Here is a 15,830-nt window from a genome sequence, read left to right on the forward strand (position 1 = left end):
TTTATTAATCACAGTAGCATGGCGGCCTCCCGAAAGAGTACGTTAATCCAAGCGTCATGCTGTTTACCCAGTCTTTTGAGTTGGTATTTCCGTAAGTCCTGTTTTTCAGGGTTTCTTCTGCCCAAAGTTTTGCCTGAGTTATATACGGTTCCTGCTGTAACAAAGATTTTGTGGAATTTGGCTGCTTTAAATCTTTATTATAGCGGTGGCGAATATCTTTGTCATCAATCATACTGTAATCGATGCCGTCAGAAAAAGTTGGTTTGAATTTAAATTCACCGGACAGCGCCCAATTGTAATTGAATTTATATTTAAGTCCGGCACCGAAAGGTATAGCAATTATAATTTTTTTCCCGGATTCGTAGGTTGCCGTTTGGATAAAATCCCCCGCTGACGTAGGCGTAATTGCTTCGCCGGCATCGTTCCTATAGAAATTATTATCAAATGTTACCCGCACTACCGAATACACCAAAGCGCCAATTCCGCCAAAAACGTAAGGGCTAAGCATACTTTTCTGCTCATTATTTACCGGCAAAAAATTATATTCGAAAACCACATCTGCGTCTGCACCGGAATTGGTTCCAAAAAGACCTCTTTGCTTACGATAATTTTCCTGCGCATAACGGTCATCAAACTGCACATGGCTAAACCCAACGTCCAATCTGACAGATTGATACGGATTGAAATTCCTCCGGTAAATCAAGCCGCCATAAAACGGAACTCCGTGCTCGGAAATGCTTCTGTTGAAAGGTTTTTGAAGGATGTAATTGGTGCGGCCAATATCGCCTACAAGATTGCTCATACCAGCTTTGAGGCCAATCTCGTGGCGCTGGGAAGAAAGATTCGCAAACCCAAAAAATAAAAGGAATAAACCGATTATCCTTTTCATTGAAAACAAGAAATGCGCTGTGAAACTTTCCATAAAATTTGTGCAAATATAAAACATTTTTATATTAGGGAAATTCTTAATAATTAGTTAAATAAAACTAAAAAACCATAATTTTCAGTACTGAAACGGCGAAACTATTTTTTTATTCTAATCAAATTTTTCCCTTAACAGAAAATCCCTCTTTCGAGGGATTTTAATCTATTTAAGAATTTCTGTTGAAAATTTTGCTTAGCCAGTTTCTCAGTTTCACCAAAGTTGGCTCTTCGTAGTTTTTATCTTCATCAAAGTAACCATAACCGTACCCATAGCCATAACCATAATCATAGCCGTATCCCTGATTGACCAGGTAATCATTATACACAAGCCCTAAGTTTTCAACCTCGTGTTTATGGTATTTTTCGGTGATCATCTTCAGCATATACTTTTCGGTATATTCATGCCGAACCACATACACATTGGCGTCAGCAAGCTTCATCAACTCAAATGAGTCTGCGACTAACCCAGCCGGTGGTGAATCTAAGATAACAAAATCATATTCGCGGCGCAGCTGGTTTATAAAATCGATATTTCTCTGGCTCATAAGCAATTCCGACGGATTTGGCGGAATTGGGCCTGATGTTGCCACATGAAGAGAAGGAACGGCAGTTTCATTAATTATCTGCTCCATACTCACTTCACCGGTAAGAAAATTAGAGATGCCGTATTTATTATTTATATTAAAATCACCGAAAATTTTAGGTTTTCTAAGATCCATTCCAAGCAAAATGGTTTTCTTCCCACTCAATGCCAAAACTGATGCAATATTAATTGAAGTAAATGTTTTGCCTTCTGTGCCTACAGAGGATGTAACGAGTATCACCTTGCTTGTCCCGTCTTCATTGTAGAGAAATCGTAAATTGGCTCTGATACCACGGAACGCTTCTGCGATCGATGATTTGGGCTGATGTAAAACCGTGAGGTTATTTTCATAATTATTTCTACCAATGACACCCAAAAGTGGAATCCTGGTAGCGCTGAGTAGCTCCCTGATGTTCCTGACCTTGTTGTCTAAAAGCTCCCCAATAATGAGAAATAACAGAGGTAAAGCCAAAAGCCCCCCGATAATTGTATATTTAGCTCTGGTCACATTTGGGGCTATAGGCCCCTGCCCCGTATTTTTAGCCGGGTCTATAACCTGCAGGTCAGAACGGCTGGTCTGCATGCGCATATCGGTTTCTGCCTGTTTGGTAAGTAGTGCATTATATGTACTTTCTATGATGTTGTAACCTCTTTCTACGTCAAAATATCTGCGCTGCTGTTCAGGGAGTTTTATCAGCTGGTTTTCTGCGGCACTTATTTCGCGGTTTATTTTATTAATTTCATCATAATATCCTGCGTAATATCTGCGCAGACTGTTTTGAGAGTTTCCACTGGCTTCATTAATCAGTCGGTTGATCTCACGCATTGGTTCAGAATTCGGCGTATAGATCTGCGCCAGCTCTCTTCTTTTAGCATATAGAGATTTCAAGTCACTTACTGTGGCATTAAACATTCCATCTTCAATTCCTGCGGCATTCAGACTGATCATTCGGTCTAAATTTGCGGTTGCTAAAGAGTTTCTTACCGCATTCAGCGAGTTCACTTTTGTAAGCAGGTCTGCACGTTTCGCCTCCAAAGTGGCAATTTTCTCGACGGTTTTAGCATCTTTACCTTCTACATCAAATAATCCTTCTGTGATTTTGACCTGATTAAGCTTTTGGGATGCGGAGTCTAATTTCTTTCTGATGGACTTCAGGTTTTCTGCAAGGTATTCAGAAGTGTTCTTATCTACAACATTTTGATCGCGAAGTCTTTTTTTGATGAGTTCGTCCACTGTAGTATTAAGGAACTGTACGGTGCCGTTCAGATTATAACCTCTTTTGGTTATGATCATAATGGTAGGCAATTCTTTGTCGAAATCAACTGCGATGTTATTGACTATACTATTTACCGCGTCGTTTACCGTACTTAAAGTAATGATAATGTTATCCAATTCAATAGACGGCTTCACCGGGTTCTTGACCAGTTTAAACCTAAAATTCGGTGTGGTATACCATTGGCCGACTGAAATATTGGTTTTCTTTGGCTGTGCATAGGTATTTATCCTTTCGAACGCCTCCGTGTTATAATTGTAAAGATTTGTGCTTCGCCCTTCTTCGGGGAGCTGTACTTCGTAAGTATTTGCTCCTTTAGGAATGAGGGTAATCGGAAAATTAACCTGCTGTAAGTGGGTCCGGTCAATCACAAGGAACACCGGTGAATCGTATTTATCCAGATAAGTTTGCTTTATTGCGCCCTTTGTAGCATAGTTTACAAAAAGATCCAGATTATTTACCAAATATTCATTGTGGGAACGCGACAGGATCATCTTTTTAAGATATACGCCGTCCCGGTTTGAATCTTGACCCCAAATAAAATTGATCGACTGACTGGGTGTAAAATAGCTGGCGGTATTTTTAGAAATACTCAATGAAAGGCTGGAGGAGTAGATTCGCTGTGCATAATACTTATTGTATATATAATAAATGCCATATCCCAACAACCCCATCAGTACAAACCAATACCAATTCTTTATGACACGGCGTATAAAATGCTCTGGATCAAATAAGGAGAAACTCCCGTATTTTTCGGCGAGGTTGTTTTTTCCCGGTGTATTTTTATCTGGAATCATCTCTTACAGTCTCGTGATTAGTAAATAGATTGACATAGCGGTAGTTAGCAAAGAAACTCCGGTAGTAAGGGTCTGCAATGGATCTTTACCAAACCCGTAAAAACTCTTATTACGGGTGTTTAGGTAGATGATATCACCGTTTTGGATCCAGTAATAAGGCGAGTTCATCACATCTTCTCTCGTAAGATCCAGCTTTACGGTCTTTATACCTTCCGGATAACGTCTTTGGAGCATTACATTCTTCCTGTCAATGGTTCTGTTAAGCCCACCGTTCTGTGCAATGGCCTCCATTATATTCAGCGTATTGGTGTACGATTTCTTTTCGCCCGTCAATCCAGTGGTCTCAATATCACCCAGTATATAGTATTTTATACCGTCCAAAAACAATCGTACTTCAGATTTCCCTTCGACAAAATTTTTGTCAACATGGCTTTGAATTTCCTGCTGTATATCCTCTACCGTTCTGCCTTCAGCTTTTAAATATCCAATCCCGAAAACATAGATGTCACCTTTGGAATCGACCCTGATACCCTGAAAATAAAATCTTTCATTTCCGTTTGCACTTCCACTTCCAACTGAGGATCCGCCACTTATCACACCACTTCCACCGGAAGATGGCTGTGCATTTAGCGCTGAATAAAATTGCGCTGCATCGCCTTTAGGTGTCGTGATGATATTTAAATGGAAGATATCGTTTTTGGTCACTCTGTACTCCTGCATATTGTACGGAACCAAACCTTCCTCATTTATCACAAGGCTCTCATTAGGCTGCATATAACGCACATCACGGGTCGTCATACATGATGTGAGGAGAAAGGATGTGAGAATAAATAGTGCGAATTGAAAATTTTTCATCATTTTTTAAAATTGGATACAAAAATAACATTTTTTAGACACCACGAAATTTTCTGATCACCACGGGAATGTAAGCTCCAATAAAGCCTAAGGCAAGTATGATAACTAGTAAAAAATTGTTATCGATATGTCTACAAAAATAAGCAGTAACTATTATAAAAAGATAATATAAAATAATATAAAAAGTTGACCTGCGGTGTGTTAGTCCTAGATCCAGCAATTTATGATGGATGTGGTTGCGGTCTGCCTGAAAAATACTTTGTTTATTCAGAAGTCTTAAGATAATTACATTTAGAGTATCAATTATTGGTAACGCAAGTATCGCTACAGCGATTACAGGAGCGGACTTTAAATGATAACGCGGGATACCAGGCATTTTTTTATCAATAAAAATATCAATGAAACATATGGCGGTAAAAGCCAGCAAAAAACCTAAAATCATGGAACCCGTGTCTCCCATAAAAATCTTGTATTTTCGATAGTTTGAAAGGTTATAATAAAGGAAGGCCAACAGTGCACCCACAATAACTGCTGATAAGATTACAAGCGGATAATTATAATCGCCAAGCCTGAAGTAACTTATTCCAAAGAGAGCACTGCAGATCATTGAGTAACTTCCTGCCAAACCATCAATTCCATCAATAAGATTAAACGCATTTATTATAATGATGAAAGTTACGATGCTAAAAAGGATGCTGAAGACGTAATTGAGTTCATAAATACCAAAAACACCAAAAAGATTCCTGATCCGAACATCTGAACCGATTACAATTAAGGCAGAAACAAGTATCTGAGCGATAAGTTTTTTATAAGCTCTCATAACAACAATATCATCCATAACACCTATGAACAGCAAAATAACAAGCGAAGCCGATAAAAATTTGTAGAGATCAAACAGCTCATAAGCAAACACCGGAAGACATACGGCAATGGAATAGAATATTGCAATCCCGCCAAGATTTGGAATTTTTCGCAGATGTGAACTTCTAAATTCCGGTTCATTCATCAGGTTTTTTCTATGGGAGATTTTTATAATCGTAGGAATCGTGTAAAATGTAATAAGAAATGAAATCAGGAATCCTAATCCAAGCTTTACGTAAAATACCGGGATATTTAATTCATTTAATAATATATCAAAACGTTCCATAATTTACCAGAGTACATTTTGATATTTTCCGGCAGTGAAGCGCCCACGGTCAGCAGTACCCTGCCCAAAATAGAAAAACATCATGGTTAGATAGGTCATAAAGCCCAAATACAGCATGCTCTTCAAACTGTCACGCACGGCATAAACGAGATTTGGCAGACAAAACATTGTTAAAAAAAAGAGATAAGCGCCGGGCAGCCTTACTGCAAAAATCTCATTAGTCCTGAAAAAATAGAACATAGCCAAACCAAAAACCGCAAGATTGCGCATATATTCATAATACCACACCTTCTCGCAGCCCTCATTATCATACCTTATCAGAATAATGATCCAAAACAATTTCACAATGTCGTTCAACCCTGTATCCACTTCACTGCCATAGTACCGGTCATTCAAATACCCTGTATACGCACCGCCCACGTCCTGAGGGGTAACATTCTCGAGCAGTGAGCCACCCAACTTATAAAGCTCCAAGGGTGAAATAAGCAGAGAAATTATCAGAATCCAAAAAATTCTGGTCTTGTTTAAAGGAATTTTTGCCAGCCAATACGCCGGAATAAACACAATTGAAGTTTTATGGAATCCCAGCGCAATATACATACATAGCAGGAACATCCATAAATTCCGCTCTTTGATGTATTTAAAAGAAAAAACACTTACTGCAATGCCGAGACCCTGCCGCATCTGGCCGCTGTCTTCGAAAAACATTACCGGCATAAAATAGAAAAGTGCCGCTAAAGCAGGAAACTCCACATTTTCGTATATGGAAGTAAATTTAAGGCTGACAGCGAGAATTGCCATTACCAGAGTTACAAAATAGAAAGGTAACCCTACATCAAAAATTATTTTATTGAGGAAGACAAAGATCCACTCTATTTCCTCAGCATTTGGCTGGAAGAGTGCCTTGTCTAAAACATCACCATAAGAGGTATACAGTGCAAATCCCGAAAAAAGGGTGCGGTAAACCGGATAGTCAGCCCCTACATCTGTACGGAAGCCCACGGCAACAACAATAAGAATGCCTGCTACCCACAGGAAAATGCTCTGTTTTTTTTTCGTTTTAAAAATCTCTATATAACTTGCTGTTGCAAGAATCAGGAAGATTGCAATGAAAATCGGATGCAGGACCGGCATTTAAACATTTGTGTTTTTATATTATTATCCTAATCAATTTTTCCTGACCGAAAAAATAGAGTAAATAATAAATTTGCTTTTTCAGTGGCAAAGATAAAAGATAATTCTTATTAAACCTTCTGTATAAAATAATTTCGGCGGTGGAAATTTTTCTTTCTTTTCTGAAATCCTTTAGTTTACGGGACATTTTATAAAATAATTCCTTATCCTTTACAAATGCCAAATAAGCCAAAAATGTATAGATGCCTTCTAAAATCTGGAAACCTTTGAGCGCATCCTTTTGATACGAATATTTTGAACTGTGGAATGCTTTTTCTACATCCTCCACAGCATTTAAAATGTCGAGGCCCTTTCCCGTGTGTGTTTTGGTGATAGAATCTGTGCGTTCGAGATACTGGTAATGGTAATTTTGAGTTTGTGCAATTGTGGTGCATTTCAGCAGCAGCTGCGGAATGAGTTGAATATCTTCAAAATGAATTCCCTTTTTGAATCTGACCTCCTCAAATAACTCCTTTCGAAAAATCTTGTTGCAGGCAAAATAGCTCAAATCGGAAAAAACTGTGAAATTATTCCTCAGATCAATTATTTCCGGCATATTGGGAATCTGGGTGAGTTTTTGAGTAACATTTCCCTGTTCGTCAACTTTCTGAAGGTTGCAGACAACCATTTCAGCATTATATTTTTTTGCAAGATCATACATTTCCCCGAACATCGTTGCGGTAACATAATCGTCGCTGTCTACAAAACCGATAAATTCCCCTGTGGCGCGGTCCAGCCCGTAATTCCTTGCATCACTCAGCCCACCGTTTTCCTTTGTAAAGTTTCTGATTTTCTCAGGATACTTTTCGCTGAATTCATCAATAATTTCCTGTGAATGATCACCGCTTCCGTCATTTACCACAATAATTTCGATATCCTGCAGCGTCTGTGACACCAGAGAGCCAAGGCACTTCCGCAGGTATTTTTCTACATTGTATACCGGTACAATAACAGAAACTTTCACTTATCTGTTAATAAAATTAAATAAACGTGTGTTCAGATAACCTTTCTTCGCCTGGTCATAATCTTCCTGGGAACACGGAAGGCAATCTTCAAGATTACCGCTGTCTCCGAAATACCAAAGCCCGCTAAAAGTGTCTCTTTGAAAAGCATATTCCGAATCATCCACCAAAACCCAGAATGTTTCCAGTTTTTTCTCTTTCGGATGGCTTCTACGGATATTTATTCCCTCCATAAGATACCAGACCATCTGTGCCAACAACTGGTGATTCAGCACATGATCGGTTTCAATATCAAGATTAAAGATCCCTACTGACTGCAGTTTACTGCTGAGTCCCGCCTCCTTCATATAGGCACAAATCTCTCTGTGGTTCAGTCCGTTCACCTGTGGATGCAACGAAAATGGCTCACTCATGCTTTCTACGGCATCGCAGTTTACAGTCACCAAATTGGCATTCCTGAAGTAAGGTTCAGTTTTCGCTGTGCTGTTCATCATTTCGGCCAATCTTACCACATCGAATTCAACTTCTTTGATCAGTTTAACGCTGTCAGCCTCGTTCAAATGTTTTTGGTAACCTAAATGGTGATAGTTCTTTATGGAGAAATTTTTTGATGAAAAAATCCGGCTGAGAAAATTCTTCTCGTTGATCTCTTCGCCTTCGTTTGAAAGCGAAACCACGTTTGAAATCTGGGTATAACTGATGTCTTTCTGATGAAAATTCAGGGCTGAAAAAAGTGAATAAGAAAAATCATTACTTCCCCCGATTACTACCGGGATGGTGCGTTTATAATGGCATGCAGAAAGTACTTCCTGCAAAATATAGTGCGTATCCTGCACCGATTTACCGCTCACCAAATCCCCAAAATCGTAAACCGGAACATCAAAATCCAGCGCCGAAAGTTTGTACAGCTCCCGTCGAAACTTGTGAAAATCCTGCACCTCCGCACTTCCGCCTGCACCTTTGTTATCTGAAACCCACAATAATGCGATACCATCTTCCGGCAACTCATCCTTAAAATGTGAACCCAGCTGCCACTTCTCAGTAACTAAAAATTTAGGCGGAATGATAAAGTCTTCAAAATTCATAACTCTTTTTCTTACGCTTTAAAAATAACAAAAAAGGCACAATTACCCGTGCCTTTTCATATTCATTATCCAGAATTTAATAATTCAAAACCGGAAAATTTATTTTTTGCTTGTTGTTTTCCGGGTTGTTGCAGGTTTTTTCTTCGCAGCAGGCTTTTTCTTCTCTGCAAAAGCATTTTTATCCTGCGCGGTAATCCATTTTTTTACCTCATCCAAAGAAACTTCTTTCAGTTCTTCGGCGGTGTATTTTTCGTCTTTTTTGTTTTTCGGAATCTTGAACATTGATTTTCCGAACTTGATGAATGGGCCCCAACGGCCGTTCTCGATGGAAATTTTTTCCTTTTCCCACTGCTGGATGTAGCGGTTGGCTTCTTTTTCCAGTTTCGCCTCAATCAGTTCGTTGATATCGTTTTGCGAAAGATTATCGAAATCATATTTCTTCGGAACATTTACAAAAATATCCCTGTATTTCAGGAAAGGCCCAAAACGCCCTTTCCCTTTGGTCACCGGCTCTCCTTTGTAATTGGCAACCGGGGCATCGGCCGCCTTTTTCTCCCGTATAAGTTCTTCCGCCCGCTCCTGGTTTATCGAAAGCGGATCCTCGCCTCTTGGTATGCTGATAAATGTTTCGCCCCATTTTACATAAGGTCCGAAACGTCCTACCGCCACAGAAACCGGCTGTCCTTCAAAATCCTGCAGATCAAACGGAAGTTTGAAAAGTTCCAGCGCTTCCTCCAAAGTTATGGTTGCGATGTTCTGATTCTGCATAATTGAAGCGAAAGTTTTCTGCTCATCATCCTGCTCGCCGATCTGTATCATCGCACCGTAGCGGCCCATTCTTGCGTAAACATTTTTGCCGGTTTTTGGGTCTTTTCCGAGCAAACGTTCACCGGTGGCACGGTCTGCATTTTCTTCCACATCTTCTATTTTTGGATGAAATTCTTTGTAGAACTCGCCCAAAACTTCTTTCCATTTTTCGGAACCGTTGGCAATGTCATCAAAATCCTGTTCTACTTTTGCCGTAAATCCGTAATCCAGAATTTCAGCGAAATTATTGGTCAGGAATTCATTTACAACTTCACCGATATCGGTGGGAACAAATTTATTCTTATCACCCCCGAATTTTTCGTTTACTACCTGCTTTTTAACATCTTTGGTTAAAGTCATCTTCACGATTTCGCGCTCCTGTGGAAGGATTTCGCGCTTATCCACATATTCGCGGTTTTGGATGGTTTGGATGGTCGGCGCATACGTAGAAGGCCTTCCAATGCCGAGTTCCTCAAGTTTCCTTACCAAACCGGCTTCGGTATATCTTGCGGCTGGTTTCGTGAATTTTTCGGTGGCTTCAATTTTTTTATAGGTTAAAATTTCTCCGGTTGTAACTTTCGGTAAAAGTTTTTCGTTCTCTTCGTCGTCCTCATCTTCATTTTTGGTGATTCCGTAGGCTTTCAGGAAACCTTCAAACACAATTACCTCACCCTGCGCTTCAAACTGATAAGGCAGTTTTGAGTTTCCGATTTCAATCACCGTTTTCTCAATTTTCGCATTGCTCATCTGCGAAGCCAAGGTCCTTCTGTATATTAACTGATACAACTTGTTGAGTTGCACATCGCCAATACTTTTCACCGAAAAATCGGTCGGACGGATGGCTTCGTGGGCTTCCTGTGCCGATGCGGATTTGGTGGTAAATTTTCTTGGGTTTGAATATTCTTCGCCGAATTCAGAAATAATCTGGGATTTCGCGCCGTTGATCGCTTCCTGCGAAAGATTCACAGAATCGGTTCGCATATAAGTAATGTAACCTTCTTCGTAGAGCCTTTGCGCCAAACGCATCGTCGTGGTCACGTTATAACCCAGTCTTGAAGAGGCTTCCTGCTGGAGTGTGGAAGTGGTAAAAGGTGCTGATGCTGAACGGGTTCCAGGTTTGGTTTCTACGTTCAGGACTTTGAATTCTGTATCTTTTGACTGATTTAAAAATGCTTCCGCATCGTTTTCCTCTTTAAAATCGCCTTTCAGTTTCGCAGAAATTTCCTGCTTGGTTTCATTCAGGAAAATGCCTTCAATTTTAAATGTGGAAGTGGGTTTGAACTCACGGATTTCCTGTTCGCGCTCCACCACCAGTCTTACCGCGACCGACTGCACCCTTCCCGCGGAAAGTCCGGTTTTCACCTTTTTCCAGAGAACTGGCGACATTTCAAAGCCTACGATTCGATCCAGGATTCTTCTCGCCTGTTGGGCATTCACAAGATTCTGGTCTATTTTTCTCGGATTTTCTATCGCTTTCAGGATCGCGTTTTTCGTAATCTCGTGGAAAACAATACGTTTCGTATTTTCGTCTTTCAGTTTCAGTTCATCTGCCAAATGCCATGCAATCGCCTCTCCTTCGCGGTCTTCATCGGAAGCCAGCCATACGGTTTCGGCCTTTTTTACCGCGGCTTTCAGTTCGGTCACCAGTTTCTTTTTATCTGCTGAAACCTCATAATCCGGAGTGAAAGTTGCCAGATCAATCCCCATTCCTTTTTTCGGCAAATCGCGGATATGTCCGAAACTGGACTTCACCTCGAAATCTTTACCGAGATACTTCTGAATGGTTTTTGCTTTGGCCGGGGATTCGACAATCACTAAATTTTTTGACATCCTTGAAATTTTTTGCAAAAGTAGAGGTTTTTTTTAAAGTGCAAATTTTTGTTGAATTTTAAACACCGGGCGCACGGAGTTTTTGGTATTAGAATTAATTTCGCACCGATTCCAAGGATGCACACAGATGAAGTCTTCTAATCAAAATTCGTCCTGGATGAAGGATGGTTTACCTAAAAATATTAGCATTTATAGAACATAGGTTTTTAAAAATCATTTAACATACTATATATAAATAAGGTGTTATTTTTGCTGATGAAGCCATGATGAAAAATTTCATACAGAACAGCATCAACAGCCAAAAAATCTTTTACAGATATTTCCGCCGCAAAGGCTGGAAACGTTTTCTGAAAGAAAATATTCTGGAGAGTGAAGGCAGCAACAAAACGAAAGCGAAATCTATTGCATTGGGAATCTTCATCGGGATTTCGCCGTTTTGGGGATTCCATTCTTTTTTGGCGATTACCCTGTCGGTTTTTTTCCGGCTGAATAAAATGCTGACTTTCATTGCATCACAGGTTACTTTCCCGCCGCTGATTCCTTTTATTATTTACCTTTCCGTGAAAGTTGGTGCGCCGTTCGTTAGCAACCGTGCAAGTTTTGAAAATGCTTCCTTTGATTTCGATTTTATTAAGCAAAACCTGATACAGTACGTCATTGGGAGTTTTCTGCTTGCAACCCTTTCAGCGCTGTTTTTCGGAGCGGTTTCCTATTTTTTTCTGAATAATTTTAGCCCTGAAAAAAAGCGCTGATTTTCAAACTTATAACTGCTTAAAAACCAACAATTCCACCGAGAAATCATTAGAATTTTCTGCAAAAATTCATTATATTCGCACTCTTGAAATTTAAAGCAGAAACTGAACTCGATGAAGAAGTTTAACGAATACAAAAACCTTGATCTAACCGCCGTTGCAGACGGTGTTTCCAAATTCTGGAACGAAAATAATACCTTCAGAAAATCGGTTGAAATCCGCGAAGGACAGCCGGAATATGTGTTTTACGAAGGACCGCCTTCCGCAAACGGAATGCCGGGAATTCACCACGTAATGGCGAGAGCAATCAAGGATATTTTCTGCCGTTTCCAAACGCAAAATGGTAAAAAGGTGTTTCGCAAAGCAGGTTGGGATACGCACGGTTTGCCAATAGAACTGGGCGTTGAAAAGGAATTGGGTATCACCAAAGAAGACATCGGAACCAAAATTTCCGTTGAAGATTATAACAAGGCCTGCCGGGAAGCGGTAATGCGCTACACTGATGTTTGGAATGATTTGACCGAAAAAATCGGATATTGGGTGGATTTGGAAGATCCTTACATCACCTACGAACCGAAATATATGGAAACGGTTTGGTGGCTTTTGAAGCAACTATACGATAAAAATCTGCTTTACAAAGGTTACACCATTCAGCCGTATTCGCCGAAAGCCGGAACCGGACTTTCTTCACATGAACTGAATCAGCCGGGAACTTACCGTGATGTTAGCGATACAACGGTGGTTGCGCAGTTTAAAGTGAAAAAACTTTCTGAGGCATTAAAAAATAAACTTGACGCAAACGGTTCAGAAGCTTGCGACATTGCTTCAAACACTTGTGGCGGCGCGCTTCATTGGGCAGAATTTGATGCTGAAAATAAAGAAATCTCAAATCTGAGCATCCTTGCCTGGACGACCACTCCATGGACTTTACCTTCAAACACCGCACTTGCAGTTGGTCGCGATATCGACTATGTTTTGGTGAAAACTTTCAACCAGTACACTTTTGAGCCGATCAATATTATTTTGGCGAAAGTGCTTTTGGAGAAAAATTTTGGTAAAAAATATTTTGCAGGAACTGAAGACGATTTCAAAAATTATCAGTCTGAAAACAAAACGATTCCTTATCAAATTTTATCAGAATTCACCGGCGAAGATTTGGCCGGAACTGAATATGAACAACTGATTCCGTGGTTTTCACCTGCCGAAAATCCTGAAAAAGCATTCCGCGTCATTATCGGAGATTTCGTAACAACCGAAGACGGTACCGGCATTGTGCACATCGCGCCGACCTTTGGTGCAGATGACAACCGTGTAGCTCAGGAAAACGGCATTCCGCCGATGTTGGTAAAAGACTCCAACGATAATTTGGTGCCTTTGGTGGATTTGACCGGAAGATTCTTAAAAGGAGAAAATGTACCGGAAATTTTTGCGGGAAAATACATTAAAAACGAATATTACGACGAGGGAACCGCACCCGAAAAATCCTGGGATGTAGAACTGGTGATTCTCTTAAAGACCGACAACAAAGCCTTTAAAGTTGAGAAATACGTTCACAGTTATCCACACTGCTGGAGAACGGATAAGCCGGTACTTTACTATCCGCTGGATTCGTGGTTCGTGAAAATGACGGAGAAAAGACAGCGTTTGGTAGAACTGAACGAAACCATCAACTGGAAGCCAAAATCCACCGGTGAAGGCCGTTTTGCAAACTGGCTTGAAAATGTAAACGACTGGAACCTTTCGCGCTCAAGATATTGGGGAATACCGCTGCCAATCTGGAGATCACCGGATTTAAAGGAAGAAAAAATCATCGGTTCGGTTGAGGAATTGTACCATGAAATTGAAAAATCTGTTGCGGCAGGTGTAATGTCAGAAAATCCTTTCAAATCTTTTGAAATCGGGAATATGTCTGATGAAAACTACGCGCAGATTGATCTGCACAAAAACATTGTCGACAAAATCATCCTTGTTTCAGAGTCCGGAAAACCGATTAAAAGAGAATCAGACTTGATCGATGTGTGGTTCGATTCCGGTTCAATGCCGTATGCGCAGCTGCATTATCCTTTTGAAAACAAGGAACTTATAGATTCAAAAAAAGCCTTTCCGGCAGATTTCATTGCGGAAGGTGTGGATCAGACTCGCGGATGGTTTTATACACTTCATGCGATTGCGACTTCGGTTTTCGATTCCGTGGCGTATAAAAACGTGGTTTCCAACGGTTTGGTTTTGGATAAAAACGGACAGAAAATGTCGAAAAGACTGGGAAATGCTGTGGATCCGTTCGAAACGTTGGCAAAATACGGTCCTGATGCGACGCGTTGGTATATGATTTCCAACGCAAATCCCTGGGAAAATCTAAAGTTTGATATTGAGGGAATTGATGAGGTCCGCCGGAAATTCTTCGGAACACTTTACAATACATATTCCTTCTTTGCACTTTATGCAAATGTTGACGGCTTCAATTATTCAGAAAAAGACGTGGAAAACCGCCCGGAAATTGACCGTTGGATCCTTTCAGAACTGAATCTTTTAATCAAAGAAGTAAAAGAATTCTACGAAGATTACGAACCAACGAAAGTGGCGAGAGCAATCAACACGTTCGTAAACGATAATTTAAGTAACTGGTATGTAAGGCTTTGCCGCCGCCGTTTCTGGAAGGGAGAATACTCCGACGACAAAATTTCGGCTTACCAAACGCTATACACCTGCCTTGAAACTGTTGCGAAACTTTCCGCTCCGATTGCTCCGTTTTTTATGGATCAGTTATTCCAGGATTTGAATGCGGTAACAGGCAAAGAACCGCAGCATTCCGTCCATCTAACCGATTTCCCGCTTGCCGACGAAAGCAAGATCGATACGGATTTGGTGGAGAAAACGCATTTGGCACAAACCATTACTTCGATGGTATTTTCATTGAGGAAAAAAGAAAATATCAAGGTTCGCCAGCCGCTACAAAAAGTGATGATTCCGGTTTTGGACAAGAAAACTGAGGAACAGATTTTAGCCGTTTCAGAGCTCATCAAGCAGGAAGTGAATGTGAAAGAACTTCAATTGATTAACGCTGAAGAAGCCTCACATCTGATTGTAAAACAAATCAAGCCGAACTTCAAATCGCTCGGAGCGAAACTTGGCAAAGATATGAAGACGGTGGCTGGAGAAATCAGCGCGATGAATTCTGAGCAGATCGCCAATCTTGAAAAAGACGGCAAAATGACTGTCGCCGGGCACGAAATCGGGCTTGAGGATGTGGAAATTTCAACAAAAGATATTCCAGGATGGACGGTGACGAGTGAAGGGAAGATCACTGTAGCGCTTGACCTCACCCTGACTGATGAACTGAAAGCGGAAGGTATTGCCAGAGAGTTCATTAACCGTATTCAAAATTTAAGAAAGGACAAAGATTTCGAACTTACGGACAGAATTAAAATTGAGTTAACAGAAGATTCTCCATATTTGCAGGAAATTTTGAAAAACACCGGTTATATTTCCACCGAAGTATTGTCAGATAAAATAGAAGTTGTAAATTCACTGTCAATTTTTGATGAAATCGAGATTGATGATGTGAAATTTAAAGTGAATGTGAACAAAATTTGAAGTTTGATAAATGAGTCCTGATATTCCAGTCCAAGGAATCTCAAATC

At 40.3% G+C, this 15,830-nt stretch carries 10 protein-coding genes; 2 read left to right on the forward strand and 8 right to left on the reverse strand.

What is annotated here, in order from left to right; translation table 11 throughout:
* Positions 1-4: 4 nt before the first annotated feature.
* The 8 genes from porG to topA all read right to left on the reverse strand — a co-directional run bounded on the left by porG (position 5) and on the right by topA (position 11,437).
* Positions 5-922 carry a type IX secretion system protein PorG gene (gene porG, locus CKV81_RS06760; protein WP_309300009.1) on the reverse strand — a complete coding sequence of 306 codons (918 nt, stop codon included), beginning with the start codon at positions 920-922 and terminating at the stop codon, positions 5-7.
* Positions 923-1,091: 169 nt separating this feature from the next.
* Positions 1,092-3,578, reverse strand: a complete 2,487-nt coding sequence (locus CKV81_RS06765) for an exopolysaccharide transport family protein (protein ID WP_095071723.1) — start codon at positions 3,576-3,578, stop codon at positions 1,092-1,094.
* A gap of 3 nt (positions 3,579-3,581) precedes the next feature.
* Positions 3,582-4,436 (reverse strand): polysaccharide biosynthesis/export family protein, encoded by an 855-nt coding sequence (locus CKV81_RS06770; protein ID WP_095071724.1) that lies wholly within the window; start codon positions 4,434-4,436, stop codon positions 3,582-3,584.
* Between the two features lie 31 nt (positions 4,437-4,467).
* A complete protein-coding gene (locus tag CKV81_RS06775) occupies positions 4,468-5,580 on the reverse strand; it encodes a glycosyltransferase family 4 protein (RefSeq protein ID WP_095071726.1) in 1,113 nt (370 codons plus the stop codon).
* Between the two features lie 3 nt (positions 5,581-5,583).
* Entirely contained in the window at positions 5,584-6,714 is a 1,131-nt protein-coding gene (locus CKV81_RS06780; RefSeq protein ID WP_095071728.1) for an EpsG family protein, read from the reverse strand.
* A gap of 16 nt (positions 6,715-6,730) precedes the next feature.
* Complete coding sequence (locus tag CKV81_RS06785; RefSeq protein WP_095071729.1) at positions 6,731-7,717, reverse strand: glycosyltransferase family 2 protein; 987 nt, start codon at positions 7,715-7,717, stop codon at positions 6,731-6,733.
* Complete coding sequence (locus CKV81_RS06790) at positions 7,718-8,800, reverse strand: formimidoylglutamase (RefSeq protein ID WP_095071731.1); 1,083 nt, start codon at positions 8,798-8,800, stop codon at positions 7,718-7,720.
* 99 nt (positions 8,801-8,899) lie between these two features.
* Positions 8,900-11,437 (reverse strand): type I DNA topoisomerase, encoded by a 2,538-nt coding sequence (topA, locus tag CKV81_RS06795; protein ID WP_095071732.1) that lies wholly within the window; start codon positions 11,435-11,437, stop codon positions 8,900-8,902.
* A 263-nt stretch (positions 11,438-11,700) separates the two neighbouring features.
* On the opposite strand from topA, the gene CKV81_RS06800 reads away from it, so the two are divergent.
* Positions 11,701-12,189, forward strand: a complete 489-nt coding sequence (locus CKV81_RS06800) for a DUF2062 domain-containing protein (RefSeq protein WP_095071734.1) — start codon at positions 11,701-11,703, stop codon at positions 12,187-12,189.
* A gap of 114 nt (positions 12,190-12,303) precedes the next feature.
* A complete protein-coding gene (gene ileS / locus CKV81_RS06805) occupies positions 12,304-15,783 on the forward strand; it encodes an isoleucine--tRNA ligase (protein WP_095071737.1) in 3,480 nt (1,159 codons plus the stop codon).
* Positions 15,784-15,830 lie beyond the last annotated feature (47 nt).

The sequence above is a fragment of the Chryseobacterium taklimakanense genome (genome assembly GCF_900187185.1).
GTDB lineage: Bacteria > Bacteroidota > Bacteroidia > Flavobacteriales > Weeksellaceae > Planobacterium > Planobacterium taklimakanense.

Coding starts and splice junctions, on each gene's coding strand:
- porG (WP_309300009.1), bottom strand. CDS start 922: ATGGAAAGTTTCACAGCGCATTTCTTGTTTTCAATGAAAAGGATAATC.
- CKV81_RS06765 (WP_095071723.1), bottom strand. CDS start 3,578: ATGATTCCAGATAAAAATACACCGGGAAAAAACAACCTCGCCGAAAAA.
- CKV81_RS06770 (WP_095071724.1), bottom strand. CDS start 4,436: ATGATGAAAAATTTTCAATTCGCACTATTTATTCTCACATCCTTTCTC.
- CKV81_RS06775 (WP_095071726.1), bottom strand. CDS start 5,580: ATGGAACGTTTTGATATATTATTAAATGAATTAAATATCCCGGTATTT.
- CKV81_RS06780 (WP_095071728.1), bottom strand. CDS start 6,714: ATGCCGGTCCTGCATCCGATTTTCATTGCAATCTTCCTGATTCTTGCA.
- CKV81_RS06790 (WP_095071731.1), bottom strand. CDS start 8,800: ATGAATTTTGAAGACTTTATCATTCCGCCTAAATTTTTAGTTACTGAG.
- topA (WP_095071732.1), bottom strand. CDS start 11,437: ATGTCAAAAAATTTAGTGATTGTCGAATCCCCGGCCAAAGCAAAAACC.
- CKV81_RS06800 (WP_095071734.1), top strand. CDS start 11,701: ATGATGAAAAATTTCATACAGAACAGCATCAACAGCCAAAAAATCTTT.
- ileS (WP_095071737.1), top strand. CDS start 12,304: ATGAAGAAGTTTAACGAATACAAAAACCTTGATCTAACCGCCGTTGCA.